Origin of the sequence: Streptomyces sp. M-16 (genome assembly GCF_052114405.1) — a bacterium.
Lineage (GTDB): Bacteria > Actinomycetota > Actinomycetes > Streptomycetales > Streptomycetaceae > Streptomyces.
This window is the reverse complement of sequence record NZ_JBFRER010000027.1, coordinates 64,205-90,678: the sequence shown is the minus strand read 5'-3', so window position 1 is coordinate 90,678 and position 26,474 is coordinate 64,205. Positions and strand designations below refer to the sequence as shown.

25 protein-coding genes are annotated in these 26,474 nt (G+C 68.9%); 7 read left to right on the top strand and 18 right to left on the bottom strand.

What is annotated here, in order from left to right:
- Nucleotides 1-9 precede the first annotated feature (9 nt).
- Both AB4039_RS14995 and AB4039_RS14990 read right to left on the bottom strand, forming a co-directional pair.
- Complete coding sequence (locus AB4039_RS14995; protein ID WP_442270927.1) at nucleotides 10-645, bottom strand: GNAT family N-acetyltransferase; 636 nt, start codon at nucleotides 643-645, stop codon at nucleotides 10-12.
- A 301-nt stretch (nucleotides 646-946) separates the two neighbouring features.
- A complete protein-coding gene (locus AB4039_RS14990) occupies nucleotides 947-1,753 on the bottom strand; it encodes an SDR family NAD(P)-dependent oxidoreductase (RefSeq protein WP_266843990.1) in 807 nt (268 codons plus the stop codon).
- 770 nt (nucleotides 1,754-2,523) lie between these two features.
- On the opposite strand from AB4039_RS14990, the gene AB4039_RS14985 reads away from it, so the two are divergent.
- A complete protein-coding gene (locus AB4039_RS14985) occupies nucleotides 2,524-2,940 on the top strand; it encodes a hypothetical protein (protein WP_442270926.1) in 417 nt (138 codons plus the stop codon).
- A gap of 74 nt (nucleotides 2,941-3,014) precedes the next feature.
- Nucleotides 3,015-3,269 (top strand): winged helix-turn-helix domain-containing protein, encoded by a 255-nt coding sequence (locus AB4039_RS14980; RefSeq protein WP_323139695.1) that lies wholly within the window; start codon nucleotides 3,015-3,017, stop codon nucleotides 3,267-3,269.
- 66 nt (nucleotides 3,270-3,335) lie between these two features.
- Here AB4039_RS14980 and AB4039_RS14975 read toward each other — a convergent pair whose 3' ends face one another.
- The 8 genes from AB4039_RS14975 to kdpF (AB4039_RS14940) all read right to left on the bottom strand — a co-directional run bounded on the left by AB4039_RS14975 (nucleotide 3,336) and on the right by kdpF (AB4039_RS14940) (nucleotide 12,432).
- Nucleotides 3,336-5,879: a sensor histidine kinase gene (locus AB4039_RS14975; RefSeq protein ID WP_266843994.1), complete on the bottom strand. Its 2,544-nt coding sequence runs from the start codon at nucleotides 5,877-5,879 to the stop codon at nucleotides 3,336-3,338.
- Between the two features lie 39 nt (nucleotides 5,880-5,918).
- Entirely contained in the window at nucleotides 5,919-6,608 is a 690-nt protein-coding gene (locus tag AB4039_RS14970; RefSeq protein ID WP_266843995.1) for a response regulator, read from the bottom strand.
- Nucleotides 6,609-6,730: 122 nt separating this feature from the next.
- Complete coding sequence (locus AB4039_RS14965; protein ID WP_442270925.1) at nucleotides 6,731-7,447, bottom strand: potassium-transporting ATPase subunit C; 717 nt, start codon at nucleotides 7,445-7,447, stop codon at nucleotides 6,731-6,733.
- 6 nt (nucleotides 7,448-7,453) lie between these two features.
- Entirely contained in the window at nucleotides 7,454-9,559 is a 2,106-nt protein-coding gene (gene kdpB, locus AB4039_RS14960; RefSeq protein ID WP_442270924.1) for a potassium-transporting ATPase subunit KdpB, read from the bottom strand.
- Entirely contained in the window at nucleotides 9,556-11,220 is a 1,665-nt protein-coding gene (gene kdpA, locus AB4039_RS14955) for a potassium-transporting ATPase subunit KdpA (protein ID WP_266843998.1), read from the bottom strand. Before kdpA ends, kdpB (AB4039_RS14960) begins: the two co-directional genes overlap by 4 nt.
- A 6-nt stretch (nucleotides 11,221-11,226) precedes the next feature.
- Nucleotides 11,227-11,316 carry a K(+)-transporting ATPase subunit F gene (gene kdpF / locus AB4039_RS14950; protein ID WP_037789535.1) on the bottom strand — a complete coding sequence of 30 codons (90 nt, stop codon included), beginning with the start codon at nucleotides 11,314-11,316 and terminating at the stop codon, nucleotides 11,227-11,229.
- Between the two features lie 239 nt (nucleotides 11,317-11,555).
- The gene (locus AB4039_RS14945) at nucleotides 11,556-12,308 is read right to left on the bottom strand and encodes a DUF4118 domain-containing protein (protein WP_442270923.1); all 753 of its coding nucleotides are present in this window, start codon (nucleotides 12,306-12,308) and stop codon (nucleotides 11,556-11,558) included.
- A 34-nt stretch (nucleotides 12,309-12,342) separates the two neighbouring features.
- On the bottom strand, nucleotides 12,343-12,432 hold the full coding sequence (gene kdpF / locus AB4039_RS14940; protein ID WP_214346424.1) for a K(+)-transporting ATPase subunit F: 90 nt from the start codon (nucleotides 12,430-12,432) through the stop codon (nucleotides 12,343-12,345).
- A 241-nt stretch (nucleotides 12,433-12,673) separates the two neighbouring features.
- On the opposite strand from kdpF (AB4039_RS14940), the gene AB4039_RS14935 reads away from it, so the two are divergent.
- From AB4039_RS14935 to AB4039_RS14920, 4 genes are all read left to right on the top strand, one after another.
- Nucleotides 12,674-14,560 carry an APC family permease gene (locus tag AB4039_RS14935; protein WP_442270922.1) on the top strand — a complete coding sequence of 629 codons (1,887 nt, stop codon included), beginning with the start codon at nucleotides 12,674-12,676 and terminating at the stop codon, nucleotides 14,558-14,560.
- Between the two features lie 260 nt (nucleotides 14,561-14,820).
- The gene (gene kdpB, locus AB4039_RS14930; RefSeq protein WP_266845874.1) at nucleotides 14,821-16,971 is read left to right on the top strand and encodes a potassium-transporting ATPase subunit KdpB; all 2,151 of its coding nucleotides are present in this window, start codon (nucleotides 14,821-14,823) and stop codon (nucleotides 16,969-16,971) included.
- 390 nt (nucleotides 16,972-17,361) lie between these two features.
- Nucleotides 17,362-19,239 (top strand): amino acid transporter, encoded by a 1,878-nt coding sequence (locus tag AB4039_RS14925; protein WP_442270921.1) that lies wholly within the window; start codon nucleotides 17,362-17,364, stop codon nucleotides 19,237-19,239.
- Nucleotide 19,240: 1 nt separating this feature from the next.
- The gene (locus AB4039_RS14920; RefSeq protein WP_214346528.1) at nucleotides 19,241-19,414 is read left to right on the top strand and encodes a hypothetical protein; all 174 of its coding nucleotides are present in this window, start codon (nucleotides 19,241-19,243) and stop codon (nucleotides 19,412-19,414) included.
- Between the two features lie 172 nt (nucleotides 19,415-19,586).
- On the opposite strand, the gene AB4039_RS14915 is transcribed toward AB4039_RS14920, so the two are convergent.
- The 6 genes from AB4039_RS14915 to AB4039_RS14890 all read right to left on the bottom strand — a co-directional run bounded on the left by AB4039_RS14915 (nucleotide 19,587) and on the right by AB4039_RS14890 (nucleotide 24,113).
- On the bottom strand, nucleotides 19,587-20,378 hold the full coding sequence (locus AB4039_RS14915) for an ABC transporter permease (protein WP_266845872.1): 792 nt from the start codon (nucleotides 20,376-20,378) through the stop codon (nucleotides 19,587-19,589).
- Complete coding sequence (locus AB4039_RS14910) at nucleotides 20,375-21,361, bottom strand: ATP-binding cassette domain-containing protein (RefSeq protein WP_442270920.1); 987 nt, start codon at nucleotides 21,359-21,361, stop codon at nucleotides 20,375-20,377. The genes AB4039_RS14915 and AB4039_RS14910 overlap by 4 nt, the downstream gene beginning before the upstream one ends.
- Nucleotides 21,362-21,690: 329 nt before the next feature.
- Nucleotides 21,691-22,017: a DUF1048 domain-containing protein gene (locus AB4039_RS14905; RefSeq protein WP_266845870.1), complete on the bottom strand. Its 327-nt coding sequence runs from the start codon at nucleotides 22,015-22,017 to the stop codon at nucleotides 21,691-21,693.
- A gap of 1 nt (nucleotide 22,018) precedes the next feature.
- Entirely contained in the window at nucleotides 22,019-22,375 is a 357-nt protein-coding gene (locus AB4039_RS14900; protein WP_266845869.1) for a DUF1048 domain-containing protein, read from the bottom strand.
- The gene (locus AB4039_RS14895) at nucleotides 22,372-22,698 is read right to left on the bottom strand and encodes a PadR family transcriptional regulator (protein WP_266674586.1); all 327 of its coding nucleotides are present in this window, start codon (nucleotides 22,696-22,698) and stop codon (nucleotides 22,372-22,374) included. Before AB4039_RS14895 ends, AB4039_RS14900 begins: the two co-directional genes overlap by 4 nt.
- Nucleotides 22,699-22,892: 194 nt before the next feature.
- Complete coding sequence (locus AB4039_RS14890) at nucleotides 22,893-24,113, bottom strand: MerR family transcriptional regulator (protein ID WP_442270919.1); 1,221 nt, start codon at nucleotides 24,111-24,113, stop codon at nucleotides 22,893-22,895.
- Between the two features lie 55 nt (nucleotides 24,114-24,168).
- Between AB4039_RS14890 and AB4039_RS14885 the strand changes: the two genes are divergently transcribed.
- Nucleotides 24,169-24,453 carry a hypothetical protein gene (locus AB4039_RS14885; RefSeq protein ID WP_266845868.1) on the top strand — a complete coding sequence of 95 codons (285 nt, stop codon included), beginning with the start codon at nucleotides 24,169-24,171 and terminating at the stop codon, nucleotides 24,451-24,453.
- Between the two features lie 136 nt (nucleotides 24,454-24,589).
- On the opposite strand, the gene lysA is transcribed toward AB4039_RS14885, so the two are convergent.
- Nucleotides 24,590-25,924: a diaminopimelate decarboxylase gene (lysA, locus tag AB4039_RS14880; protein WP_442270918.1), complete on the bottom strand. Its 1,335-nt coding sequence runs from the start codon at nucleotides 25,922-25,924 to the stop codon at nucleotides 24,590-24,592.
- 11 nt (nucleotides 25,925-25,935) lie between these two features.
- Nucleotides 25,936-26,298 carry an SAV_915 family protein gene (locus tag AB4039_RS14875; protein WP_442270917.1) on the bottom strand — a complete coding sequence of 121 codons (363 nt, stop codon included), beginning with the start codon at nucleotides 26,296-26,298 and terminating at the stop codon, nucleotides 25,936-25,938.
- Nucleotides 26,299-26,474: the final 176 nt, after the last annotated feature.

Sequence of the window (26,474 nt, the reverse complement as noted above, 5' to 3'; positions counted from 1 at the left end):
TATCGCTTCTCATCCTGCCGCCTCTCTTCCGGTTGCCGCAGGTGTGCCGACGGCGTAGTGGGCGTACTCCCGCTCCGGACGGAAGCCGGCGGTCCAGGCGGGCAGGCGGCCGGGGCGGTTGCTCGCAGAGCAGGTCCAGCTGGGGATGTGCCCTCGGGCCGCTATGTCCGAGCACAGGGCGTTGATGCAGTCGAGAGCCAGGTACTGGAGGCGCGGGTCGGGCACGGTGACGCAGGCGACGTCCTCGTAGGCGGTGCCGAGGAAGTAGGTGCAGGCCACGGCCACGATGCGGTCACCCTGGAAGGCGGCCCAGGCGTAGCCCGAGCGGGCAAGGGCGTCCGGACCGCCCCAGGTGCGGTGTGTCCAGCTCATCGCGGGCGGAAGGGTGGTGAGCGCGTGAGCGTCCTGGGCGTTGAGCCTCCGTACGGTCACACCCCTGGGCGGCCGGGTGGCGGGCACGGGGCAGCGCTTGACATACACCATGCGCTGCCACGGCACGACCCGGTCGAACGAAGCCCCGATCAGCGGAAGGAAGCGGCCCGGAGCCTCGATGGAGCGGTCCGCGAAGACCCTGAGATCCCTCGGCATCAGGGCCTGCGGGTCTCCGCGCAAGAGGACGTGGTCCCCGCATTCGGCGGCGATCACGCGCGGCTGGATGACGCGGTCCACCCACCAGCGGCCGGCCTCGGTGGCCAGGACGCGCTCGGTCAGGGCGGCCGAGCCCGGGCCCCGGTGGGGAACCAGCGAACGAGGGCCGGGAGTCGGTGGGGCGGCAGGTTGATCACGAGGCTTCCTTGTCGGGACATGGAGGCGGGGCGGCCCTGTTCGGAGGGCCGCCCCGCGGAATGGGCTGTTGGCTAGCAGGAGGGCTTGCTGCCGTGGTTGGAGCCCTTCTTGCGGCGGGCCCTCTTCTTGCGTGCGCGCTTGGACATGGACGGGTGTCCCTTCAGGCGGTGTGGCCGACGAGGAGGTCCGCGAGCTTGTTGAGGCGCTTGATCGTGCGGTCCTCGGTGGCGGCGGCGGCCGGGGCGACGCGTTCGTCGCGGTCGTAGTAGGCGCCGTTGACGATCTCGGTGGTGGGGTCGCAGAGGCGTACGACGTGCTGGGCGCCCTCGGCGGCGGATTCGCCTTCGTTGCCGTAGAGGGGGAGCAGGCCGGTCTCGCAGACACCGGGGTGGACGGACACGGCGGTGACACGCGGGTCGGAGGCGAAGACGGTCAGCGCCAGCTGCGACTGCGCGTATGCAGCCAGCCGTGAGTAGCGGCGCTCCCGGTTCGGGTCGCTCCACTGGATGGCGGCCGTGCGGTGGAGCGAGGAGGAGACGTTGACGACGCGCCCGCCCGGGTCGCTGGTGAGGGAGGGTTCCAGGAGGTTGGTGAGGAGGTAGTGCGCGAGGAAGTTGACCTGGAAGGCGATCTCGTTGCCGTCGACGGTGAGGGTGTGACGCTCGGGGGCGGCGATGGCCGCGTTGTTGACGAGAACGTCGAGGCGCGGGTGTTCCCGTACGACGGCGTGGGCCAGGTTCTCGACTTCCTCCAGACGGGCGAAGTCGGCGGCGACCGGGCGCAGCAGGGCGCTGTCGATGCCCTCGGTGGTCACCAGACGGTCGGCTGCGGCCTGGGCCTCCTCGGCGGTACGGCCATGGAGAAGGACGACCGCGCCGCGCTGGGCGAGCTGGCGAGCGGTCTCGTAGCCGATGCCGGCGGTGGCGCCGGTGACGAGGACGGTACGTCCGGACAGGGATGAAGACATGTCGGATTCCTGGAAGAAGGCATGGCTGACGCGCCCGGCGCCCCCGGCGTTGGGCAGGGGGCGAGGGCTCAGGTCATGCGGTGAAGGGGAGGATGCGTACGAAGCCCCGGCCGGAGTCCTTCAGGACGCCGGTGGCAGGTACACGGAGGACGCGCGGCCGATGTCAGAAGGCCGGGCGGACAGCGGGCGCCGTCGGCTGCACCGACGTGACACCGGCACGGCTTCGCCATGACGGTGGCCGATCGTCGTAGCGCGGACCGCTGTTCATGACCCCATCCCAGCGCATCAGGGATGCCGGGGCAAGATCCTGAACGGGACTTTGACGGCCTTCTGATGGCCGTCGGGTGACCGTGCGAATCAGGTCTTCGCGCAGGTCATCAGGGCCGCGTCAAAGATCGACGGCTGTGCGGAAGGAACGCGTCAAGGAGCGTTGCCATGGACGCTGGCCGGTAACAGACTGGCGGAGCGACGGAGCCGGTGACGGTCCGGTGGCACGCGGCTGGAGGTCGGTGACCTGAACACCGCCGAAGGTGCGCATGGTCCGGCCGTGGGGGTACGGGCCGATGCGACCGCGTGCTGGTCAACCGTCGCACAACACATGAGCCGTCCAGCTCCCGGTGTGGGGATACCGGAGTTGGGCGGCTCGCGTGTTTTGGGCGTCGGCGCGCACACCGGCAATTGATCCCTCCTGGCAAGTACTTGCTAGTGTGGCAAGTAGATGCCGAGTGGGCAGGTTCAAGGCTGCTCGGCGACGACGGGAGGGGTGTGCCATGTCTGAACAGGCCGATGCGGTCGCGTCGTTGAAGGGGATTGCGCGGATCGAGGCGACCGCGCGGGGGCGAAGCGGCTGGTACGTCGGCTATCTCTGGCTGTTCGCCGCGTGGCAGCTCGCTCTCGTCCCGGCGGTGCTGATGTGGCACGGGCGGACGGGGACACTCGTCAGCACGCTGGCGAATGCCGTTGTGGTCATGGGATTGTCCGTGTTCGCCACGAGGCAGCCCGTGGTCCCGCGCGGTTACGGCGGCCGGCACCTCAGGGTGATCGGCGCCTGGGCGGTCGCCTACGTCCTGACGCTCGTGCTCGGCCTCACCGTCTTCCTGGACAGTGTCGCGTTCGCGGCCGTGACCGCCGTCGTATGCGCGCTGCCCGCCGCTGTGGCGGCCTGGCGTGAGACGCGCGCCGTATGACGCCGGAAGTCCCGGTGGGTGCCGGTCAGGCCCCTCATCCGCGACACGGACTCGCGCCGCTTCTGGCGTCGGCCGTGCGTCTGTCGATCGTCGCGGCTCTCGCTCCCGTGGAGAAGGCCGAGTTCGCCTATGTGCGGGATCTCGTGGAGATCACGGACTCTGCACTGTCGAAGCAGGTCTCGCGCCTGGAGGAAGCGGGCTGGGTGACGGTGGAGAAGGGGCAGGTCGGACGGCGGCCCCGGACCTGGCTGTGTCTGACCGAGGAGGGGCTGGCCACCTATCGGCGCCACCTCGCCGCGCTCACGGCAATCGCGGGACCACTGCACTGAGGTCGGGGGCCGATCGCCGGCCACAGCATGTGGCCGGCAATCGTCGGACCCGGTCCGCGGGCTGATTCAGGTGACCGCAGAGGTCCGGAGTTCCGCGGTGACCGGCCGTGCGCCACCCGCTATGGGGAGGGTGAGGACCATGGTGAGGCCGCCGCCGGGCGTGTCCTCGGCGGTGAGCGTGCCGCCGATGGCCTCGGTGAAGCCTCGGGCGACGGCGAGTCCGAGGCCGACTCCCGCGCCGCGCGGGGCGTCGCCGTGGCGCTGGAACGGTTCGAAGATGCGGTCCTTGGCCTCGTCCGGGACGCCGGGGCCGCGGTCGACGACGCGCAGTTCCACGCGCTCGTGCAGGGCGCTGGCTGTGACGTTGACGGGTTGACCGTCGGGGCTGTATTTGACGGCGTTCTCGACGATGTTGGCGACGGCGCGCTCGAGCAGGCCGCGGTCGACGGCGATCATCGGCAGCGTTTCGGGGATGTCCAGCTCGACGCTGTCCTCGGGCACGCCGCCCAGGGCCATGGGGACGACCTCGTCGAGGTCGGTCTCGCGGATGAGCGGGACGACGGTGCCGGTGTTGAGGCGGGACATGTCGAGGAGGTTCCCGATCAGGGCGGCGAGGCGGTCCGCGCCGTCCTCGATGCCCTCCAGGAGTTCGGCCTTGTCCTCCTCGGACCAGTCGACATCATCGGAGCGCAGCGAGCTCACGGAGGCCTTTATGCCGGCGAGCGGGGTCCGCAGGTCGTGGCTGACGGCGGCGAGCAGGGCGGTGCGGATGCGGTTGGCTTCGGCGAGTTCGCGGGACTTCTCGGCCTCGTTGACCAGGCGCTGGCGGTCGAGTACGACGGCTGCCTGGGCGGCGAAGGCGCCGAGTACGCGCCGGTCCTCGGCGGGGAGCACTCGGCCGGTGAGGGCGAGGGCCATGTTGTCGCCGATGGGCAGGTCGACGTCGGCGTCCTCGGGCCGACTGACAGGGCTGGTGCCGACGGATGCGGCCGTGGTCCAGGGGTCGACGTCGCTGGTGCGTTCCAGGAGGACGACCGACTGCATGGCGAAGGTCTCGCGGAGCCGTTCGAGGAGGGCGTCGAGGGAGTTCTCGCCGCGCAGGACGCTGCCTGCGAGGAAGGAGAGGATCTCGGATTCGGCGCGCAGCCGGGCGGCCTGGTGGGTGCGCCGGGCTGCGAGGTCGACCACCGAGGCCACCGACACGGCCACCCCCACGAAGATCGCGATGGCGACGATGTTCAAGGGGTCGGAGATGGTGAACTCGTGCAGCGGCGGGGTGAAGTAATAGTTCAGGAGCAGGGACCCGAAGGCCGCCGAGGCCAGGGCGGGCAGCAGTCCACCGAGCAGGGCTGCCGCCACCGTGAAGGTGAGGAAGAGCAGCATGTCGTTGGCGAGGCCGAGCTCGGGGACGACCTGGCTCAGCAGGACGGTCAGCAGGGCGGGGCCGACGATACCAGTCAGCCAGCCCCAGATGATGCGGGAGCGGCCGAGCCGCGCGCCGCGGGCGACGGGCAGGCCGCGGCCCTTGGCGGCCTCGTCGTGGGTGACGATGTGCACATCGAGGTCGGGCCCGGACTCGCGGGCGACGGTGGCGCTGACGCCGGGGCTGAACACGGACTGCCAGGAGCGGCGGCGGCTGACGCCCAGCACGATCTGCGTGGCGTTGACCCCACGCGCGAACTCCAGGAGCGCGTCGGGGACGTTGTCGCCTATGACGTGGTGGAAGGTGCCGCCCAGGTCCTCGACCAGGGTGCGCTGGACGGCCAGTTCCTTGGGGGAGGCTGAGGTGAGCCCGTCGCTGGCGGCGATGTAGACGGCCAGTACCTCGCCGCCCGCGCCCTTCTCGGCGAGCCGGGCGGCGCGCCGGATGAGCGTACGGCCCTCGGGGCCGCCGGTCAGGCCGACGACGATGCGTTCGCGGGCCTGCCAGGTGGAGCGGATGTTGTGCTCGCCCCGGTACTCCTGGAGGTACTCGTCGACCCGGTCCGCCACCCACAGCAGGGCCAGTTCGCGCAGCGCGGTGAGGTTCCCGGGCCGGAAGTAGTTCGAAAGGGCCGCGTCGACCTTGTCGGGCTTGTAGACGTTGCCGTGTGCCATGCGGCGCCGCAGCGCCTGCGGGGACATGTCCACGAGTTCGATCTGGTCGGCCCGGCGGGCGACCTCGTCGGGGACGGTCTCCCGCTGGCGCACACCCGTGATGGTCTCGACGACGTCGCCAAGGGACTCCAGGTGCTGGATATTGACGGTGGAGACAACGTCGATGCCCGCCTGGAGCAGCTCTTCGACGTCCTGCCAACGCTTGGCGTTGCGCGAGCCGGGCACGTTGGTGTGCGCGAGCTCGTCCACGAGCGCGACCGCGGGGCGGCGCGCGAGGATCGCGTCGACGTCCATCTCGGTGAAGGTGGCGTCCCGGTACTCGAGCTCGCGCCGCTCGATGAGTTCGAGGCCGTGCAGCATGACCTCAGTGCGCGGACGGTTGTGGTGCTCGACGAAGCCGACGACGCAGTCGGTGCCCCGCTCGATCCGGCGGTGCGCCTCGGAGAGCATCGCGTACGTCTTGCCGACGCCCGGCGCCGCGCCGAGGTAGATGCGGAGCTTGCCGCGTCCCATGTTCCGACTCTTTTTCTCTGCAGTGGATCGGACGGGTGACTAGGGTTCGAAGCGGTATCCCATGCCTGGTTCGGTGATCAGGTACCGGGGGTGGGAGGGGTCCGCTTCCAGTTTGCGCCGTAGCTGGGCCATGTATACACGCAGGTAGTTGGTGTTCTCCCCGTAGGTCGGTCCCCAGACTTCCAGAAGGAGCTGACTCTGAGTGATCAAGCGGCCGGGGTGGGTGATGAGGATTTCCAGCAGGTGCCATTCGGTCGGGGTGAGCCGTACGCTGCGCTCGCCCCGCTGCACCTTCTTCGCGACCAGGTCGACGGTGAACTCTTCGGTCGTGACCACGGAGACTTCGTCGGCCTGCGAAGCCGCCGGGCCTTCATGTCTCCGGGCGGCTGCCCGTAGCCGGGCCAGGAGCTCGTCCATGCTGAACGGTTTCGTCACGTAGTCGTCCGCGCCGGCGTCCAACGCCCGGATCTTGTCCTCCGAGGTGTGACGGGCGGAGAGGACCAGGATGGGGACCTTGCTCCAGACGCGGACACCCTTGATGACTTCGATGCCGTCCATGTCGGGGAGTCCGAGGTCGAGCACTATGACGTCCGGCTTGTGGGCGGCCGCGAGCCGCAGGGCCGAGCCGCCGTCGGAAGCCTCCTCGACCTCGAATTTGCGCGCCTGGAGGTTGATCTTGAGCGCGCGGACGAGCTGAGGGTCGTCCTCCACCACCAGCACCCGGGTCATCGGTGTGCAGCCTTCCTTCGTAACGGGCATGGCACGAGGCCGGCGGGGCGCTGGGGCCCCTCCCAGCGGTAGCTGGGGGAGCTCCGCGCCCCGCCGGCGCTCAGACCGTGCGATGCGGAACATCAGCTCTTGGTCAGTGCCTTGAGGGCGGTGTTGAGCTCAAGGACGTTGACGCGGGGTTCGCCCATGAAGCCGAGGGTCCGGCCGGTTGTGTGGTCGGCGACGAGCTTCTCGACCTGCTTGACGTCGAGCTTGTTCTGCTCGGCGACGCGGTGGACCTGGAGCTTGGCGTACTCGGGGGAGATGTCCGGGTCGAGACCGGATCCGGAGGAGGTGACGGCGTCGGCCGGCACGTCCTCGGGCTTGACCGTGTAGCCGGCGGTGGAGTTGTCCGCGATGACGGCTTCCTTGGCGGCGACGACCTGGGCGCAGAGCGTGCCTTCCTCCGCCGCCTTGGTGCACTGGCCGCCCACGGCTCCGTTGTCGGCGGAGCGGTTGGTGGCGCCGGACAGGATCAGCGAGTACTGCGTGTTGACGCTGTTGCTGCCCAGGCCGTTGGAGGGGCGCGGCTGGAACCACTTCAGGTCCGGCCTGGCCGCCTCTTCGGCGTCGTTGGGGTCCTTCTTCGGCAGGTTGTAGCTCTGGCCGATGAGGGAGGAGCCGACGACCTGGCCGCTCTTGTCCTTGATCTCGGACCCGTTGGCCTTGTCGTTGAAGAGGGCCTGGGCGATCCCGGTGACGGCGAGCGGGTAGATGACCCCGCAGATCACGGTCAGGACGAGCAGGGCGCGCAGGCCCGCACCGATCAGGCGGACGGTGCTGGATACGGAATTGTTCATGGCAGATCAGCCGATTCCGGGGATGAGGGAGATGAGCAGGTCGATGATCTTGATGCCGATGAACGGGGCGATCAGACCGCCCACGCCGTACAGCCCGATATTGCGGCGCAGCATCTTGTCGGCGCTGGTCGGCTTGTACTGGACGCCCTTCAGGGCGAGCGGGACCAGCGCGATGATGATCAGTGCGTTGAAGATGACGGCGGAGAGGATCGCCGACTCGGGTGAGGCCAGGCCCATGATGTTGAGCTTGTCGAGGCCCGGGTAGACCACGGCGAACATGGCCGGGATGATCGCGAAGTACTTCGCGACGTCGTTGGCGATCGAGAAGGTGGTGAGCGCCCCGCGGGTGATGAGGAGCTGCTTGCCGATCTCGACGATCTCGATGAGCTTGGTGGGGTTGGAGTCCAGGTCCACCATGTTCCCGGCCTCCTTGGCGGCCGAGGTGCCCGTGTTCATGGCCACGCCGACATCCGCCTGGGCGAGGGCCGGGGCGTCGTTCGTACCGTCACCGGTCATCGCGACGAGCTTGCCGCCCGCCTGCTCCCGCTTGATGAGGGCCATCTTGTCCTCGGGAGTCGCCTCCGCGAGGAAGTCGTCGACGCCCGCCTCCTCCGCGATGGCCTTGGCCGTCAGCGGGTTGTCACCGGTGATCATGATCGTCTTGATGCCCATGCGGCGCAGCTCGTCGAAGCGTTCGCGCATGCCCTCCTTGACGACATCCTTGAGGTGGATGACACCCAGGACACGGGCCCCCTTGTCGTCCTTGACGGCGACGAGGAGCGGGGTTCCGCCAGCTTCCGAGATCTGGTTGGCGAGGAGGTCGGCGTCGTCGGAGACCTCGCCGCCCTGTTCCTTGACCCAGGTGATGACCGAGCCGGCCGCCCCCTTGCGGGTCTGCTTGCCGTCGACGTCCACGCCCGACATACGGGTCTGTGCGGTGAAGGCGATCCACTCGGCGTGGGCGAGTTCGCCCTGGTGGCGCTCGCGCAGCCCGTACTTCTCCTTGGCGAGGACGACGATGGAGCGGCCTTCGGGGGTCTCGTCCGCGAGGGAGGAGAGCTGGGCGGCGTCGGCCAGCTCGGCCTCCGTCGTGCCCTTGACGGGGACGAACTCTGACGCCTGGCGGTTGCCGAGGGTGATGGTGCCCGTCTTGTCGAGCAGCAGCGTGGAGACGTCGCCCGCGGCCTCGACGGCGCGGCCGGACATGGCGAGCACGTTGCGCTGGACCAGCCGGTCCATGCCGGCGATGCCGATCGCCGAGAGCAGAGCACCGATCGTGGTCGGGATCAGGCAGACCAGTAGGGCCGTGAGCACGATCATCGACTGCTCGGCGCCCGCGTAGATCGCGAAGGGCTGCAGGGTGACGACCGCGAGCAGGAAGACGATCGTGAGGGACGCGAGCAGGATGTTCAGCGCGATCTCGTTGGGCGTCTTCTGCCGGGCCGCGCCCTCGACGAGGGCGATCATGCGGTCGATGAACGTCTCGCCGGGCTTCGTCGTGATCTTGATGACGATCCGGTCGGACAGCACCTTCGTACCACCGGTGACCGCGCTGCGGTCGCCGCCCGACTCCCGGATCACCGGGGCCGATTCGCCCGTGATCGCGGACTCGTCGACGGACGCGACGCCCTCGACGACGTCACCGTCGCCCGGGATGATGTCGCCGGCCTCGCAGACCACCAGGTCACCGATGCGAAGCTCCGCGCCGGGCACCTGTTCCTCGCCCTTGCCGTCCTTGGTCAGGCGGCGGGCGACGGAGTCGGTCTTGGCCTTGCGCAGGGTGTCGGCCTGCGCCTTGCCGCGGCCTTCGGCCACGGCCTCGGCGAGGTTCGCGAAGATCGTGGTCAGCCACAGCCAGGCGGTGATGGCCCAGCCGAACCAGTCCGTCGGGTCCTTGATCGCGAGGACGGTGGTGACGACCGAGCCGATCAGGACGACGAACATGACCGGGGACTTGATCATGACGCGGGGGTCGAGCTTGCGGATCGCGTCGGGGAAGGACTTCAGCAGCTGCTTGGGGTCGAAGAGGCCGCCGCCCACGCGTCCGCCGCCCGGCTTGTGGCCGGTGGGCACGTCCTGGTGCGGAGCCCTGGTGGGTGTGGCGGTGCTCATGATGCGAGCCCTTCGGCGAGCGGACCCAGCGCCAGGGCCGGGAAGTAGGTCAGACCGGTGACGATGAGGATCGTGCCGACGAGCAGCCCCGTGTAGAGCGGCTTGTCGGTGCGCAGCGTGCCCGCGGTCTCGGGAACGGGCTTCTGCTCGGCGAGCGAGCCGGCCAGCGCGAGGACGAACACCATGGGCAGGAAGCGGCCCAGGAGCATGGCGATGCCGATGGTGCTGTTGAACCACTGGGTGTCGGCGTTCAGACCTGCGAAGGCGGAGCCGTTGTTGTTGGCACCCGAGGTGTAGGCGTAGAGGACCTCGGAGAACCCGTGCGCACCCGAGTTCAGCATGGAATGCGGCGGGGTCGGCATGGCCATCGCGGCGGCGGTGAAGCACAGCACCAGGGCCGGGGTGATGAGGATGTAACAGGCCGCGAACTTGATCTCGCGGGTGCCGATCTTCTTGCCCAGGTACTCGGGGGTGCGGCCGACCATCAGGCCGGCGATGAACACCGCGATGATCGCCATGACCAGCATGCCGTAGAGGCCGGAACCGACACCACCAGGCGCGATCTCGCCGAGCTGCATGCCCAGCAACTGGATCCCGCCGCCCAGCCCGGTGTAGGAGGAGTGGAAGGAGTTGACCGCACCGGTCGAGGTGAGCGTGGTCGCGACCGAGAAGATCGCGGAGGCGCCGACGCCGAAGCGGGTCTCCTTGCCCTCCATCGCCCCGCCAGAGACGTCGAAGGCCGGGCCGTGGTGAGCGAATTCCGTCCACATCATCAGCGCGGTGAAGCCGAGCCAGATGGTGGCCATCGTGGCGAGGATCGCGTAGCCCTGGCGCAGGCTTCCGACCATGCGGCCGAACGTGCGGGTCAGCGCGAACGGGATGACGAGGATCAGGAAGATCTCGAAGAGGTTCGAGAACGGGGTGGGGTTCTCGAAGGGGTGGGCGGAGTTGGCGTTGAAGTAGCCGCCGCCGTTCGTGCCCAGTTCCTTGATGACCTCCTGGGAGGCCACCGCCCCGCCGTTCCACTGCTGCGAGCCGCCCAGGAACTGGCCGACCTCGTGGATCCCGGAGAAGTTCTGGAGCGCGCCGCAGGCGACCAGGATGATCGCGCCGATCACGGAGATGGGCAGCAGGATGCGGACCACTCCGCGGACCATGTCGGCCCAGAAGTTGCCGAGCTCACCGGTGCGGGAGCGCGCGAAGCCCCGTACGAGGGCGACGGCGACGGCCATGCCGACCGCGGCGGAGACGAAGTTCTGCACCGCGAGGCCGCCGGTCTGTACGACGTGGCCCATGGCCTGCTCGCCGTAGTACGACTGCCAGTTCGTGTTCGCCACGAACGACGCGGCGGTGTTGAAGGCCTGGTCCGGGTCGATCGCGGAGAACCCGAGCGAGCCGGGCAGGATGCCCTGGGCGCGCTGGAGGGCGTAGAGGAAGAGCACGGAGACAGCGGAGAAGGCGAGGACGGCGCGCAGGTAGGCGGGCCAGCGCATCTCGGCGGTCGGGTTGGCGCCGATCGCCTTGTAGATCCACTTCTCCGGCTTGTAGTGCTTCTCGGAGGAGTAGACGCGGGCCATGTAGTCGCCCAGCGGGCGGTAGGCCAGCGCGAGCGCGGCGATCAGTGCGAGGAGCTGGAGCACACCAGCGAGAACGGGACTCATCGGTGGCTAGAACCTCTCCGGGTACACAAGGGCGAGGACGAGGTATCCGAGCAGGGAGACTGCCACCACGAGGCCGACGATGTTTTCGGCGTTCACAGCTTGGTCACCCCCCGGGCGATGAGAGCCACCAGCGCGAACACCGCGACCGTGGTGACGACGAAGGCCAGATCGGCCACCGTGAGCTCCTGGATGAAGAGGGAGGAAATGAATCGGCCAGATGGCCGATGACGAGATAACCGTGTCTTCAGCCCGGCGTTAAGACACCTTGACGGGGTCCATACGGGCGCAGGGGAACTCTTAACGCCACGCTTACGCGTGAAGCCGTGAATCGCCAGTCAGCCCTGGTGGGACAGGCCGGCCGTGTCCAGGGCGGCGCCGGCCTGCGCGGCCAGCGCGACGGCCACCAGGCGGGCCTCTTCGGGGGGCAGGGGGCGGCCCGGGAGTGGATCGAGGAGGAAGCGGCCGTAGTAGTGGCCGCCGCCGACCACGCGCAGTTCGGTCTCCCCGTCCGGCCAGTCGGCGTACTCGGTGATGCGGCTTCCACTGCGCAGCCACAGGCTGCCGTCGTGCTGCAGGAGCGGCCGGTGCCCGAGCAGCCTGCCGTACTCGAAGCGGCAGCTGCGCAGCCCCAGCAGGCCGACGAGCTCCCGGCGCACGTACTCGACCACGGCTTCCGGTGAGCTGCCGTCCTCGGCCAGCCGAGCTGTTCCCTGGAGGCTGGACAGGTGCGCGGCGTCGGTGACCACGACCGTCCGGAGCCTCCGTACGCGTACGGCCAGCTGCGAAACGATCAGCCCGACGACGAGCAGGAGGACGGCTGTCTGGATCTCGTCACCGTCGGCGATGGCGAACTGCTGGTAGGGCCTGGTGAGGAAGAAGTCGAACCAGGCGGCCGCTGAGAGTGCGGCCAGCGCCCCGGCGGCCCGGGTGCCGAGTGCGGCGACGGCGACTACGGCGACGACCATGATCAGAGCCTCGTTCGTCGCTGAAAGGTCGGTTCGGAACGGCACGAGCGCGAGCGCAACGAAGAAGGGGATCACGAGGGCCGCGAGCAGGACGGCACGGTCGCGGAGTCGGTACCCGGACATGTGATGCCTCCCGTCCGGACATGACGGTCTTGGTTCAGAACCTCTCGGGCCTGATGAGGGCGGTCACGAGATAGGCAAGCAAAGCGACGGCGACGATGAGCCCGACCACGTTTTCCGCGTCCATCAGCGTGTACTCCCTTGGTTCCGTGGGACATGTGTCGCCCATATCAAGCGTGCCCCCAGTCGATGAAGGAGCCGCGCACCCTGGCGAGGTCTTGACGCACCTCATACGACTTTGCGGCGTCGGCGTCAGGAGTGCGTGAAGAGTGGGGCGGCGGTCGTATGGATTCCGCCAAGAGCACTGGTCATTCGGCCATGCCATCCCGACGCTGTCCTCACTTTGTCCAATCGGAGGAACAGCGAAGATGGCCATACACAGGGGAAAGACGACCGTGGCAGGACAGGCGCCGGGCACGGAGGAACCTCCTGATACCGGCGTACGGACGCCTCCCGAGGCACCGGACCGGCACCGGCTGACCGCCCTCCAAGGCCTGGCCGCGCTCTCGCTCGACGCGATGGCCTCCGTTGCATACGGGCCGGAGTCGATCGTGCTGGTCCTGGCGGCAGCTGGTGCCTACGGCCTCGGGTTCACCCTCCCCGTCACCCTCGCGATCGCCGCACTGCTCGCCGTGCTGGTGGCCTCGTACCGGCAGGTCATCGCCGTGTTCCCGGACGGCGGCGGGTCGTACGCCGTCGCCAGGAGACACCTCGGCCGACGCACCAGCCTGGTGGCCGCGGCCTCGCTGATCCTCGACTACGTGCTGAACGTGGCCGTCTCCGTCACCGCCGGCGTGGCCGCCCTGACCTCGGCCTTCCCGGAGCTGTACGGGGAGCGGGTGTGGATCTGCCTCGGGGTGCTGGTTCTGGTCACGGCGGTGAATCTGCGCGGCGTCGTGGACTCAGCCAAGGCGTTCCTCGTCCCGACCGCCGTGTTCGTGGGCTCGATCCTGGCCATGGTCGTGGTCGGTCTGTTCCGTGACGGCCCGGTGAGCACCGCCTCGGCCGCCGGGCACGCCTCTGCTCTGGGGGAAGGGGCCACCGCGGTCGGCGCGCTGTTGCTGCTGAAGGCATTCGCGGCCGGTTGCTCCGCCCTGACCGGCGTTGAAGCTGTCGCCAATGCCGTCCCGTCCTTCCGCGCCCCGGCGGCCCGCCGGGCCCAGCGCACCGAAGTGGCCCTCGGCTCCCTGCTCGGCGTGATGCTGATCGGCCTGTCGGTCCTGATCGGCCGCTTCCACCTCCAGCCCGTGGAGGGCGTCACCGTCCTGGCTCAGCTCGCGGACGCGTCGTTCGGCCACAACGCTGCCTTCTACGTAGTCCAGTTCGCCACGATGCTGCTGCTGGCGCTCGCCGCGAACACCTCCTTCGGCGGGCTGCCCGTCCTGATGAGTCTGCTGGCACGCGACAACTACCTGCCGCACGTCTTCGCCCTCAAGGCGGACCGCCAGGTGCACCGCCACGGCGTGGTGTGGCTGGCGCTCGTGTCGGCCGCGCTGCTGGTGTTCTCCGGCGGCGACACCAACACACTCGTCCCGCTGTTCGCCATCGGGGTCTTCGTCGGCTTCACCATTTGTCAGGTCGGCATGGTCCGGCACTGGTACGGGGAGCGGCCCCAGGGCTGGCAGGCGAAGGCCGTCCTCAACGGCTTCGGCGCACTGCTCACCGGAGTCTCGGCGATCGTCGTGACCGCCACCAAATTCGCCGAGGGCGCCTGGCTGATCGTGCTCGCCCTGCCGCTGATCGTCCTCGCGTTCGAGAAGATCCACCGCGCCTACGCACAGATCGGCGAACGCCTGGAGCTCGGCCGCATCCCTCAGCCGCCCCAGCGTTCCCGCTCCCTGGTCGTCGTGCCCGTCTCAGGACTGTCCCGCCTGACCTGCCAGGCCCTCACCGCCGCCCGCTCGCTCGGCGACGAGGTCCTCGCCGTGACCGTCACCCACGCCGGTCCGGAGGACCGGCAGGCAGCCGAAGCACTGCGCCGGGACTGGGAGCTGTGGAAGCCCGGCGTCGAACTGATCGAAGTCTCCTCGGACACCCGTTCGCTCGGTCGCCCAGTGTCGGCGTACGTGCGCGAGCTGACACGGGCACACCCGGACACCCAGGTCACCGTCCTCATCCCGGAGACGGAACCCGCCCACCTGTGGCAGCGGATGCTGCAGAACCAGCGCGGCTCCGTCGTCGCACACGCAGTCCGCCGCGACACGGACGTCGTCATCTGCCGACTGCGCTTCCGCATCACCGCCGACGCGCGTTGACGTGCCGTTGACGGAGGCTTGACGCGTCTCGTGCGCCGCCGTCAATAAGGTGCCAATTCCCCCGCGCACATGGGGTTTTCCTCTGGAACGGGCAGTAGTTTCCTGCCTGTTGCGCCGCCGGGGAGCTCGACTACTCACATGACGGCCGAGGGGGTCCATGCGAGACAGTCCCCGGCGGCGACACCCCTCATCCGCACCCGCTCCTTGCCCGACCTCGTCGGCAGGGGGGTGCCCCGCCGAACTCACCAGAAGGTCGCTTCATGCTTCCCGCCGCCGCGCAGCACGTTCCCCCGGATCTCGGCACCCCTCCGCGGACCCCGGTCAACCGGCCGTCCAGGAAACGCTCCGGCCAGGTGAACGTGCTGGAGCCCGAACTCCTCGCCACCTCGGCCAGGGAGGCCGTCGCCAAGCTCCATCCGCGTGAGCTGGTGAAGAAGCCGGTGCTGTTCGTCGTCGCGGTCGGATCGGTCCTGACCACGCTGTCGGCGCTCATCCACCCGTCGGTCTTCACCTGGGTGATCAGCGTCTGGCTCTGGCTGACCGTCCTTTTCGCCAACCTCGCCGAGGCCGTCGCCGAAGGCCGCGGCCGCGCCCAGGCCGAGTCGCTGCGCAAGGCGCGTACGGACACGGTCGCGCTGCGGCTGAAGCACTGGACGTACGGGACGAACCTGCGCCATGCGGAGACCGAGGTGGTGACCCCGGCCGAGCTCCAGCCCTTCGACTTCGTGCTCGTCGAAGCGGGCGAGCTGGTACCGGCCGACGGGGACGTGGTCGACGGCGCGGCGATGGTGGACGAGTCGGCCGTGACCGGTGAATCGGCTCCGGTGCTCCGGGAGTCGGGCGGCGACAGGTCCGGTGTCACGGGCGGTACGACCGTGCTGTCGGACTCGATCGTCGTACGGGTCACCTCCCGTTCCGGGAACAGCTTCATCGACCGGATGATCGCGCTGGTCGAGGGTGCGTCCCGGCAGAAGACCCCGAACGAGATCGCGCTGAACATCCTGCTGGCCGCCCTGACCGTCATCTTCATCCTGATCGTGGTCAGCATCCAGCCGATGGCCGCGTACGCGGGAGCCGCCCAGTCCACGACCGTGCTGGTCGCCCTCCTCGTCACCCTCATCCCCACCACGATCGGCGCCCTGCTCTCCGCGATCGGCATCGCCGGTATGGACCGCCTCGTGCAGCGCAACGTCATCGCGATGAGCGGTCGCGCCGTCGAGGCGGCGGGAGACGTGAACACCCTGCTCCTCGACAAGACCGGCACCATCACCCACGGCAACCGCGAGGCGGCCGCCTTCATCCCGCTCCCCGGGATCGACCACATCAAGCTCGCGGACGCCGCCCAGCTGTCGTCCCTCGCCGACGAGACCCCGGAAGGCCGGTCCGTCGTGGCCCTGGCCCAGCAGTACGGGCTCCAGCCGGCCGCCGCCGACGACCTCAGCAACCCCCGCTTCACCGAGTTCAGCGCCCGCACCCGCATGAGCGGCATCAACCTCAACTGGGACAACGGCGCGGGCTGCGCCATCCGAAAGGGCGCGGCCGCACAGGTCATGGACTGGGTGGCGATGCGCGGCGGAGCCGTACAGGCGGAGGCCGCCGCCTGGTCCGCTCGGGTCTCGCAGTCCGGCGGGACCCCACTGCTGGTAGCAGTCCACGACTGGGACGGGCCCCGGGTCCTCGGGATCATCCACCTCAAGGACGTGGTCAAGGAGGGCATTCGGGAGCGGTTCGCGGAGCTGCGGAGCATGGGGATCCGTACGGTCATGGTGACCGGCGACAACGAGCTGACGGCCCGAGCCATCGCCGCCGAGGCCGGCGTCGACGAGTACCTCGCGGAGGCGACTCCCGAGGACAAGCTGGCCCTCATCAAGCGGGAGCAGGCGGGCGGCAAGCTCGTCGCGATGACCGGCGACGGCACGAACGACGCCCCGGCCCTCGCCCAGGCGGATGTCGGCGTGGCCATGAACACGGGCACCTCGGCCGCCAAGGAGGCCGGGAACATGGTGGACCTGGACTCCAACCCCACCAAGCTCATCGACATCGTCGAGATCGGCAAACAGCTCCTCATCACCCGAGGCGCGCTCACCACCTTCTCCATCACCAACGACGTCGCCAAGTACTTCGCGATCATCCCGGCCATGTTCGCCTCGGCCTACCCGGGCCTCGGCGCGCTCAACATCATGGGCCTGAGCAGCCCCACCTCCGCGATCACCTCGGCGATCATCTTCAACGCCCTGATCATCGTGGCCCTGATCCCGCTGGCCCTGCGCGGCGTCCGCTACAAGCCCGCCTCCGCACACGACCTGCTGCGGCGCAACCTCGGTGTCTACGGCCTCGGCGGCCTGATCCTGCCGTTCGTGGGCATCAAGCTCATCGACCTGCTGGTATCCACCATCCCCGGCCTCGGCTGACGTTCGGCAACGGCTCATCAGAGGAACGTCGGAGCGCCTGAGCCCCCAGACACTGCCGTCCACCTGCTTACCGCAGGCTCCTTCCTCTCCTCAGACCACGGCCGCCAAGGCCAGCCAGCGTTGATCCACACTCCGCTGGTTCCCCTGCGGGGGCGGCCTCCGCCGGGCCGCCCCCGCTCCTAGTTCATGACCACTCCGCTGCCCGCTCGCCGCAGGCAGGTTGCTGTCACTGGCGCGCGAAGACGTTCACTACTCCACAGGTGGCTCTGTACGCGTTAAGGACGCGTCAGGATTGGCTCAACCACGTGCATAGGTGATCAGTCTGCGTACGCTTGCTCGGCCGTCGATGTCGATGGCTGATTCTTTGCCGTACGACAGGAGCACCCCACGATGGCCACCCCTGCCCGCTCCTCGCGCCTGCGCGCGTGGATGCTGGAAGGCCTGACCGCCGAGAACAGTTCGCCCGCCGCCAAGGAGGCCGCGGCCCAGCCCCACGGACGGCCGTGGTGGCGGGTCATGTGCCTGACGGGTCTCGACTACTTCTCCACCCTCGGCTACCAGCCAGGCATCGCGGCGCTCGCGGCCGGTCTGCTGTCGCCGCTCGCGACCATCGTGCTCGTGCTGCTGACCCTCTTCGGTGCGCTGCCGGTGTACCGGCGGGTGGCCGAGGAGAGCCCGCACGGCGAGGGCTCGATCGCCATGCTGGAGCGGCTGCTGACGTTCTGGAAGGGCAAGCTGTTCGTCCTGACCCTGCTCGGGTTCGCGGCGACCGACTTCCTCATCACCATCACCCTGTCGGCCGCGGACGCCACCGCGCACCTGGTGGAGAACCCGCACCTCACCAGCACCCTCAACGGCCACCAGGTGCTCATCACCCTGATCATGATCGCGCTCCTCGGCGCCGTGTTCCTCAAGGGCTTCAGCGAGGCCATCGGCGTGGCCGTGGTCCTGGTGGCCACCTACCTCGCGCTGAACGTCGTCGTCGTGGCCGTCGGCCTGTGGGAGGTGCTCAGCGCACCACAGGTCATCACCGACTGGACGGAGGCTCTGACCGCCGAGCACGGCAATCCGTTCATGATGATCGCCATCGCGCTCGTCGTGTTCCCGAAGCTGGCGCTCGGCCTGTCCGGCTTCGAGACCGGTGTGGCGGTCATGCCGCACGTCGAGGGCGACTCCGGCGACACCGAGGAGAAGCCCGCCGGCCGGATCCGCGGCGCCAAGAAGCTGCTGACCACCGCAGCCATCATCATGAGCGTCTTCCTCATCACCAGCAGTTTCATCACCACGCTGCTGATCCCGCCCGCCCAGTTCCAGCCGGGCGGCCAGGCCAACGGCCGCGCCCTCGCCTACCTCGCCCACGAGTACCTCGGCTCCGCCTTCGGCACCGTCTACGACGTCTCCACGATCCTGATCCTGTGGTTCGCGGGTGCCTCGGCGATGGCCGGCCTGCTCAACCTGATGCCGCGCTACCTGCCCCGCTACGGCATGGCCCCCTCCTGGGCCCGCGCCCTGCGCCCGATGGTCATCGTCTTCACCCTCATCGCGTTCCTGGTGACCTGGATCTTCGACGCCGACGTGGACGCCCAGGGCGGCGCGTACGCCACCGGTGTCCTCGTCCTGATCACCTCGGCCGCCGTCGCCGTGACCATCGCAGCCCGGAAGGCCGGTCAGCGCGGCTGGACGATCGGCTTCGGCGTGATCTCCGCGGTCTTCGTCTACACCACCGCCGTCAACGTCGCAGAGCGCCCCGACGGCGTGAAGATCGGCGCCTGCTTCATCGCCGGCATCATGGCCCTCTCCCTCCTCTCCCGCCTCGCCCGCGTCTTCGAGCTGCGCGTCACCCACATGGAATTCGACGACATGGCCCAGCGGTTCATCCGCGACACCTCGAACCGCACGATCCGCTTCATCGCCAACGAGCCGGACAGTCGGGACCTCGACGAGTACCGGCAGAAGAAGCAGCAGATCCGCGCGGACAACGACATCCCGGCCGAGGACGACGTCATGTTCGTCGAGGTCACCGTCCTGGACGCGTCCGAGTTCGAATCCAGCATGCGGGTGCGCGGCGAGGTGCTCCACGACCGCTACCGCGTCCTGACCCTGGAGAGCTCCAGCATCCCCAACGCGCTGGCGGCGCTACTCCTGCACGTCCGCGACGAGACCGGCCAGCGCCCCCACATCTACTTCGAGTGGACCGAGGGCAACCCGTTCGCCAACTTCTTCCGTTTCTTCCTGTCCACGGGGGGGGGCCCGCCGCGATTCTCATGACGTGACCATCGACTGGCTCCCCGATCGCGGCATCCGCCGGGCGATCCTCGCCCTCGGCGCGGCCGGCCTGACCGTCATCGCCACCGGCGCCCTCCTAGAGGCTCTCTGGCTGCTCGGCCTCGGCGTCTGGGCGGTGATCGCCGCGATGATGATCGAGCTCGTCTACCGCCCCTAACTGCCGATGCCCCGGTTGCGGTAGTCCTCCGGCGTCCGCGCCGTACGAGGACCCGGGCCGTACGAGGACCCGGGCCGTGCCGTCCTGGATCGCGACGACCGTGGGGCGGCCCACGCCGCTGTAGCCAGAGGCCATGCAACTGGATGGACGCCGGCCGGCGCGGTCGTCCCGGTTACTTCGGGTCGCGGTTGAACTGTGCCGTCGACCAGCGGAAGCCGAGCGCGGTCAGGCCGACGCACCAGGCGATCGCGATCCAGCCGTTATCGCCGATCTCGGTGCCGAGGAGGAGGCCGCGCAGGGTCTCGATGGCGGGGGTGAAGGGCTGGTACTCGGCGATCGGCTGGAACCAGCCGGGCATGGTGTCGGCCGGGATGAAGGCGCTGGAGATGAGGGGCAGGAGGATCAGTGGCATGGCCATGTTGCTGGCCGCCTCGGGGTTCGGGCTGGCCAGGCCCATGCCGACCGCGATCCAGGTCAGCGCCAGGGCGAAGAGCACGATGAGCCCGAATGCTGCCAGCCACTCCAGGACGGTTGCGTCTGTGGAGCGGAAGCCGATGGCCGCGCCGACGGCGCCGACGAGGACCACGCTCATGACGGATTGCAGCACGCTGCCGACGACGTGCCCGATGAGTACCGAAGGGCGGTAGACCGCCATCGTGCGGAAGCGGGCGATGAGGCCCTCTGTCATATCCATGGAGACGTAGACCGCGGCCCCGATCACGGTGCTGCCGATGGTCATCAGCAGCAAGCCCGGGACGATGTAGGCGATGTAGTCGGAGCGGTCGGCGCCGCCGCCACCGATGCCCGCGCTCATCACGTCGCCGAAGATGTAGACGAAGAGCAGCAGCATCATGATCGGCGTGAGCAGCAGGTTCAGGGTCCCCGACGGATAGCGCCACGCGTGCAGCAGGTTGCGGCGCAGCATCGTGTTGGAGTCGCGTACAGCGAGAGAGAGTGCGCTCATCGGGCTGTCTCCTTGGGCTGGTTGGGGACGTTGGCCGGGATGGTCAGGGCGAAGAACACGTCGTCGAGGTCCGGAGTATGAACGGTCAGTTCGTCCGCCTCGATGCCGGCGGAGTCGAGCCGGTCGAGAATGGAGCGGAGTTGGCGCTGACTGCCGTCGCTGGGAATGGACAGCGACAGTGCCTCGTCGTCCCGGGTGACCTCGCGCAGGGCGTCAGCGGCGGACTGGAACGCGACCGGGTCGGTGAAGCGGAGCCGGACGTGCCCGCCCGGGACGAGCCGCTTGAGCTCCTCGGCGGTGCCCTCGGCGACGATCTTTCCGTCGTTCAACACAGCAATGCGGTCGGCCAGTTCGTCGGCCTCCTCCAGGTACTGGGTGGTGAGGAAGACGGTCACGCCGTCGGAGACGAGGCCGCGGATGATGCCCCACATGTTGTGGCGGGAGCGGGGGTCGAGCCCTGTCGTCGGCTCATCGAGGAAGATGATCCGCGGGTTGCCGACCAGCGTCATCGCGAGGTCGAGGCGGCGCTTCATGCCGCCGGAGTAGGTGGAGGCAGGCTTCTTCGCGGCCTCGACCAGGTCGAAGCGCTCAAGGAGTTCGCGGCCGACCCGCCGCCCCTCGCTCTTGGGCAGATGGTGCAGGTCCGCCATGAGGAGCATGTTCTCCTCGCCGGTGATCAGTCCGTCGACGGCGGAGAACTGCCCGGTGACACCGATCGCGGCACGGACCGCCTGTGGGTCGGCGGCCAGGTCGTGACCGCCGACGTGCAGGTCACCGGCGTCGGCGGTGATGAGCGTGGACAGGATCTTCACGGCGGTGGTCTTGCCGGCGCCGTTCGGGCCGAGCAGCGCGAACACGGACCCGGCCGGGATGTGCAGATCGATGCCGTCGAGGACGAGCTTCTCGCCGTAGGACTTGCGTAGTCCGACGGCGGAGACAGCGGTCGGCGACGGGCGACCGTCCACCCGGCTGGATGTGGGCATGACAAATGAAGGCATGGCGACTTCCCTTTCGAAGGCAGGAGACGCAGGGGGATGCTGTTTCGGAATTCGGCTCAAGCGAACGTCTGTGACGGCGCGTCAGTCATGCGCATCGTCATGGGGAGGGTGTCGATCGCCCTGCCGCGGAGACTTGACCGTCGACGGTGTTGCCTGCGTCGGCAGGGCTGAGTCGGGCCTCGCCGGGGCTGCTCGGCCCACCTCGGCGGGCAGGATCTGCGGCGGCCTCTGGTAGTCGGTCGGACCGCATTTGTTCGCGCCGTGCCGAAGCGATGAGCCGTGCGTGCTATGCCCGCTGAGGTGAGCGGTGGAGGCTACTTCCCGGCCGTGCCGGGTTCCCTGTTGAGGGATTCCTGGTAGGCGTCCGCATAGGTCGGAGAGTCCTTGATCAGGTCATCACAGAACGCCGCGACGTCGCTGCCGATGAGTTGCAAGACGCCCTTGCCCGCTGCGACGCCCTCCTCGAAGAAGTCGACGATCCCGGGGAGCAGGGGCCCATCAGGCAGGTCGATCGGTCCGACCTTGAACAGGTACTTCTGCATCTCCTTGTAGACGATCTGGTAGTCCGGCGGAAGGGCCTTGACCCGAGCCGTGTGCGCCCGCCACTGCTTCTTGCCCTCGATGATGTCCTGGATGCCCATGTCAGCCTCCCAGCCTGCTCAATTTCCTGGCGACGTTCCTGTTCAACTGCTCGCGCCAGCGGTCGCGATAGGTTCGGGCCCCTTCGCCGCCGGCCAGTGCCGTGCAGAAGCCCCGGATGTCGTCGCCGAGCACCTCCTGGACGCTCTGCCCGTCCGCCGCCGTTTCTTCGAGCAGTCCCAGGGCGGCGTCGAGGATCGGCATCAGGTTGCGGCCGGTGAAGTCCCCGTGGGGGAGCAGGCCGACCTTGATCTGTTCCCACGCCGCCCGGTAGTCACCCGGCAGGGCGGCGGCCCGGGCTTCGAACGCCTTCCATTCCCTGGTGAGATCGCTGCCTGTGATGGTCTCCCAGAAGTTCATCGCCCGCCCTCCTTGAGCTTGTCGATGCGTGATGAGACGTACTGCCATTTCGCCCAGAACTTCGCGAGCTCCTCGCGGCCCGCGTCGTTGAGCGCGAAGAACTTGCGCGGGGGACCGACCCCGGATGGTCGCTTCGTCACCTGGACGAGTCCGTTCCTCTCCAGTCGCAGCAAGATGGTGTACACCGTCCCCTCGATGACGTCGGTGAAGCCCAGCTCGTTCAGCTGACGGGTGATGGCGTACCCGTAGGTCTCCTCGCGGTCGATGATCTCGAGCACGCACCCTTCGAGCGTGCCCTTCAGCATCTCCGTCAGGTCGTCCATCTCAAGTCTTCCTCCTCGGCGTCACCGGTACTGCGTAGTACCGAGTACAGCTATACGGTATCACCGAGTAGTGGAGGGTGCCAGCAATCGGCGAACAGGGACCGGGCCCTGCGATCCGCGCCGCTGCGGATCGCGTCCGCACGCGACGAACCCCGGCGCTTCGCCTACACGTGGGGGTGCCGCGACCCCGAGCACTACGCCGTTCCCCACGTGCTCGACCTCCGGAGGGAGTCCGGCGGGGCGGGCACCTGGCCCTCCGGCCACGGCGAGACCGGGTGCTTGGGTGCGCAGCTGGCCCGTGTCGAGATGCGGGTCGCGTTCTCCGCGCTTCTCGAGTGCGTTCCCACGCTGCGCATGGCCGTACCGGCCGCGGAGGTTGTCCTGCGTCCCGAGACGCGGGACATCTGCGGGGTGAGGTATCTCCCGGCCGCTTGGGACGCGTGACCGCGAGCCAGTGACAGGTGACGCCGTCTACGGTCGTCCGCCACCGCTGGGGTGCCCGCCTGCGTCGATCGTGTCTGCGGCGCCGTACTGGGACGGTGAACAGACCCCTCGCCGTGCCATGCGGGTCGACCTGGAAAGATGGCGCCCTCGCCCACCCCACCCCACTCCACGCCGCAGCCAAGGGAATTGTGACGGTCCGAGAAGAGGCGCGCCTCGCAGATCGCTCCCGGGTGTTCATGTCGTGCGTTCAGTTGGGCGCGAATGAGCGAGTCGAGCCGTTCCCACGCCGGGGACGAAGCGTTGACCGTGCCCTGGATGAGGGCGGGGATCTCGGAGTCCGTATCCAGCCCGGGCCGTTCGTCGGACCCGTAGCGCTCCCGATTCGCCTCGGCGATACGGCGGGCGAGGTCGTCGAGGCGCGGGTCGTCGGCGTCGAGGTCGTGCGCGTGGTCGTAGCCGAGGAAGAGCTGCCGTAGCGCCGGGTCGGCCAAGATCTGGGCCTGGTCGTGAAACAGGGTGATCGCACGGTCCGGGTGGGTGGCGAACACGAGGATCCACAAGTCGCGTTGCAGGTCCACCCATCGAGGCGTGAATCCCCAACGGGCCAGGTCCTCCAGATGGGCGACGACTTCGCCGGGGAGCGGTACCAGCCGCCCGGCGGCGAGCCGGTGCAGCCGCCCCTGTGTTTCCCGCAGGCTGCGGATGCGGGCGCCGAGTTCGTCGTCGATCTCTCCCAGCGCCTGCCGGAATTCCTCGTCGCTCGCCGCTCTCAGATCCCGGATACGAGCCAGAGGGACGCCGGCTTCTGCCAGTGTCCGGATCTTGATCAGTTCGACGGCGTCGTTCGCACCGTACCGCCGGTAGCCGGACGCGTCGCGGTCGGGTTCGGGGAGCAACCCCTTGTCGTGGTAGACGCGGACGGTCTTGATCGACACTCCGATGCAGCCGGCCAGCTGTCCGATGGTGATCACGCGGCCCATCGTCCCACTTGACCTTGCCCCTGGGGCAGGGTTGCAGCATGGCGTCATGGAGAACACGAACCCCGATCGGGAGACCCTCCGCGAGCTGGCCGACGAGGGCAACGAGACCGCGCTGGACCGGCTGGCCGACCTCGCGGACGCGGCCGGCGACCTCGCGGAGCTGAGCGACCTGTTGGACGAGGGATCCCGGCACGCTGGGTTCCTACTCACCCGACGCGCGGTGGCAGCCGGTGACCTGCGTGAGCTGCAACGGATCTCCGATGCCGGATACGAAGATGCCGGAACGGAGCTGGACCGGCTGCTGCAGGCACCGGGCGGTCATCAGGGCTGACGATCCGCCCGGCCGCCGCACCTACGCGATCTCAGCTCGGATGGCTACGCGTCGCGATCGTCCATGACCACTTCTTCCCGCATCTCACCATGAAGACATGAAGAAGCGCAGGCGGCGAACGTGCCTTGGCGTGGCCCTAGACGCCGATGTCCCGGCTCCGGTAGTCCTGCAGGGTTTCCCGCCGGACAAGGAGCCGGGCAGTGCCCTCGTGGACGGCGACGACGGCGGGGCGGCCGACCAGGTTGTAGCCGGATGCCATGGACAGCTGGTAGGCACCGGAAACCGGAACGGCGAGCAGGTCGCCGGGGCGGATGTCGCCGGGCAGGTGCACGTCGGCGGCGAGGACGTCGCCGGCCTCGCAGTGGCGGCCGACGACCGTGGTCGTACGGGTTTCGGCAGCCGAGGTTCTGCCGATCAGGCGGGGCGCGTAGCGCACCCCGTACAGGGCGGGCCGCGGGTTGTCGCTCATGCCGCCGTCGACGGCGACGAACACCTTCTCGCCGGTGTGCTTGACGGCGAGCACCCGGTACAGGGCGACTCCGGCCGGCCCGACGACGGCCCGCCCGGGCTCGATGAGAAGCCGGGGGACGGTCAGCCGTGCAGCGGCGCAGCCCTCAATGAGCTCCGCGCGCAGCCGTCGGGCCAGCGCGGTCAGGTCCAAGGCGGGTTCTCCGGGCCGGTAGGCAATGCCGTGGCCGCCGCCCATGTCCAGCTCGGGCAGGACGACGCCGTGCGCGTCGCGGATGCGGGCCATCAGCCCCACCATCCGGCGCAGGGCCACCAGGTAGGGCTTCACGTCGGTGATCTGCGAGCCGATGTGGCAGTGCAGGCCGGTCAGTTCGAGCTGTGGCTGGCCGAGGATTCGTGTGACGGCGTGCTGCGCGCCCCCGTCGGTGAGGGAGAGGCCGAACTTCTGGTCGTCCGTACCGGTGCGGATCTTGTCGTGGCCGCCTGCCGAGACTCCCGGCACCACGCGCACCATGACCTTCTGGCGCCCGTCGGGGCCGACGGCGGCCGCGATCCTGGCGATCTCGGACGGACTGTCGATGACGATCCGCCCCACGCCGAGGCGTAGCGCCGCCTCCAGGTCACGGGGCGACTTGGCGTTGCCGTGCAGCACGATGCGCTCGGGTGGGAAACCGGAGGTGACGGCGAGCTCCAGCTCACCGGCGGAACAGACGTCCAGGCCCAGTCCCTCCTCCCGCACCCAGCGCACCATGGCGCGGGACAGGAACGCCTTGGCGGCGTACAGCACGGCGGCGTCCGGGAACGCTTCCCGGTAGGTCCGGCAGCGCCCGCGCACCTCGCCCTCGTCCAGTACGTAGGCCGGTGTGTCGAACCGGTCGGCGATCTCGGTGAGGGGTACCCCGCCAACGGCCAGGCCGCCGTGCGGGAGCGGCGTCATGGACGCGGGCCATATGGAGAGTTCACGCGCGTCGGTCGGTATGGCGGAGAGGGCGGTGATAGTCATGTGTGATCCCTTCAGGCCGTCCGGGCCGTGGTTCCGGGTGCCTGCGTGACCGGTGCCGCGAGCAGGGCGGTGCTCGCGGCCGCGGTGACCGGGGGAGCGGTGAGGGTCGGGTCGACGGTCAGAAGGTTCACCCCGAGCGGTTCGGACATGGCCCGGAGAGCGGCTTCGGAGAGCCGGATCCAGGGCTGGGCCGTACCGAGCGCGGCGGCGAGCCGGTCCGGGCTGGTGAAGCCGACGGCGGTACGGGTTCCCAACGGGGTGCGGAACAGCCGCACCACCTGGTGTGCTCCTCCCGGCCGGGCGGGCACGTACAGAGGCCCGGCCGGGGCCTGTTCTTCAGGATCGGGGTCGTCGTCGTACAGGAACAAACACATGGGGCCCTCCCTGAGGAACCACGAGTGGCGATTGGCGCCCCGGCTGCGGGGAGGCGGGCCGGGGCGCGTCATCGAAGCTATCCCCGCACCCCTGCACCTGTGGCCACCTCGTAACGGGACCCATACGGCGACCGGCCATGTTCTTACGGATCACTGACGGCCGGAGCCACGGGCAT

Coding starts and splice junctions, on each gene's coding strand:
- AB4039_RS14990 (WP_266843990.1), bottom strand. CDS start 1,753: ATGTCTTCATCCCTGTCCGGACGTACCGTCCTCGTCACCGGCGCCACC.
- AB4039_RS14985 (WP_442270926.1), top strand. CDS start 2,524: ATGTCTGAACAGGCCGATGCGGTCGCGTCGTTGAAGGGGATTGCGCGG.
- AB4039_RS14975 (WP_266843994.1), bottom strand. CDS start 5,879: ATGGGACGCGGCAAGCTCCGCATCTACCTCGGCGCGGCGCCGGGCGTC.
- AB4039_RS14970 (WP_266843995.1), bottom strand. CDS start 6,608: ATGACCCGGGTGCTGGTGGTGGAGGACGACCCTCAGCTCGTCCGCGCG.
- AB4039_RS14965 (WP_442270925.1), bottom strand. CDS start 7,447: ATGAACAATTCCGTATCCAGCACCGTCCGCCTGATCGGTGCGGGCCTG.
- kdpB (WP_442270924.1), bottom strand. CDS start 9,559: ATGAGCACCGCCACACCCACCAGGGCTCCGCACCAGGACGTGCCCACC.
- kdpA (WP_266843998.1), bottom strand. CDS start 11,220: ATGAGTCCCGTTCTCGCTGGTGTGCTCCAGCTCCTCGCACTGATCGCC.
- AB4039_RS14945 (WP_442270923.1), bottom strand. CDS start 12,308: ATGTCCGGGTACCGACTCCGCGACCGTGCCGTCCTGCTCGCGGCCCTC.
- kdpF (WP_214346424.1), bottom strand. CDS start 12,432: ATGGACGCGGAAAACGTGGTCGGGCTCATCGTCGCCGTCGCTTTGCTT.
- AB4039_RS14935 (WP_442270922.1), top strand. CDS start 12,674: ATGGCCATACACAGGGGAAAGACGACCGTGGCAGGACAGGCGCCGGGC.
- kdpB (WP_266845874.1), top strand. CDS start 14,821: ATGCTTCCCGCCGCCGCGCAGCACGTTCCCCCGGATCTCGGCACCCCT.
- AB4039_RS14925 (WP_442270921.1), top strand. CDS start 17,362: ATGGCCACCCCTGCCCGCTCCTCGCGCCTGCGCGCGTGGATGCTGGAA.
- AB4039_RS14915 (WP_266845872.1), bottom strand. CDS start 20,378: ATGAGCGCACTCTCTCTCGCTGTACGCGACTCCAACACGATGCTGCGC.
- AB4039_RS14910 (WP_442270920.1), bottom strand. CDS start 21,361: ATGCCCACATCCAGCCGGGTGGACGGTCGCCCGTCGCCGACCGCTGTC.
- AB4039_RS14905 (WP_266845870.1), bottom strand. CDS start 22,017: ATGGGCATCCAGGACATCATCGAGGGCAAGAAGCAGTGGCGGGCGCAC.
- AB4039_RS14900 (WP_266845869.1), bottom strand. CDS start 22,375: ATGAACTTCTGGGAGACCATCACAGGCAGCGATCTCACCAGGGAATGG.
- AB4039_RS14895 (WP_266674586.1), bottom strand. CDS start 22,698: ATGGACGACCTGACGGAGATGCTGAAGGGCACGCTCGAAGGGTGCGTG.
- AB4039_RS14885 (WP_266845868.1), top strand. CDS start 24,169: ATGGAGAACACGAACCCCGATCGGGAGACCCTCCGCGAGCTGGCCGAC.
- lysA (WP_442270918.1), bottom strand. CDS start 25,924: ATGACTATCACCGCCCTCTCCGCCATACCGACCGACGCGCGTGAACTC.
- AB4039_RS14875 (WP_442270917.1), bottom strand. CDS start 26,298: ATGTGTTTGTTCCTGTACGACGACGACCCCGATCCTGAAGAACAGGCC.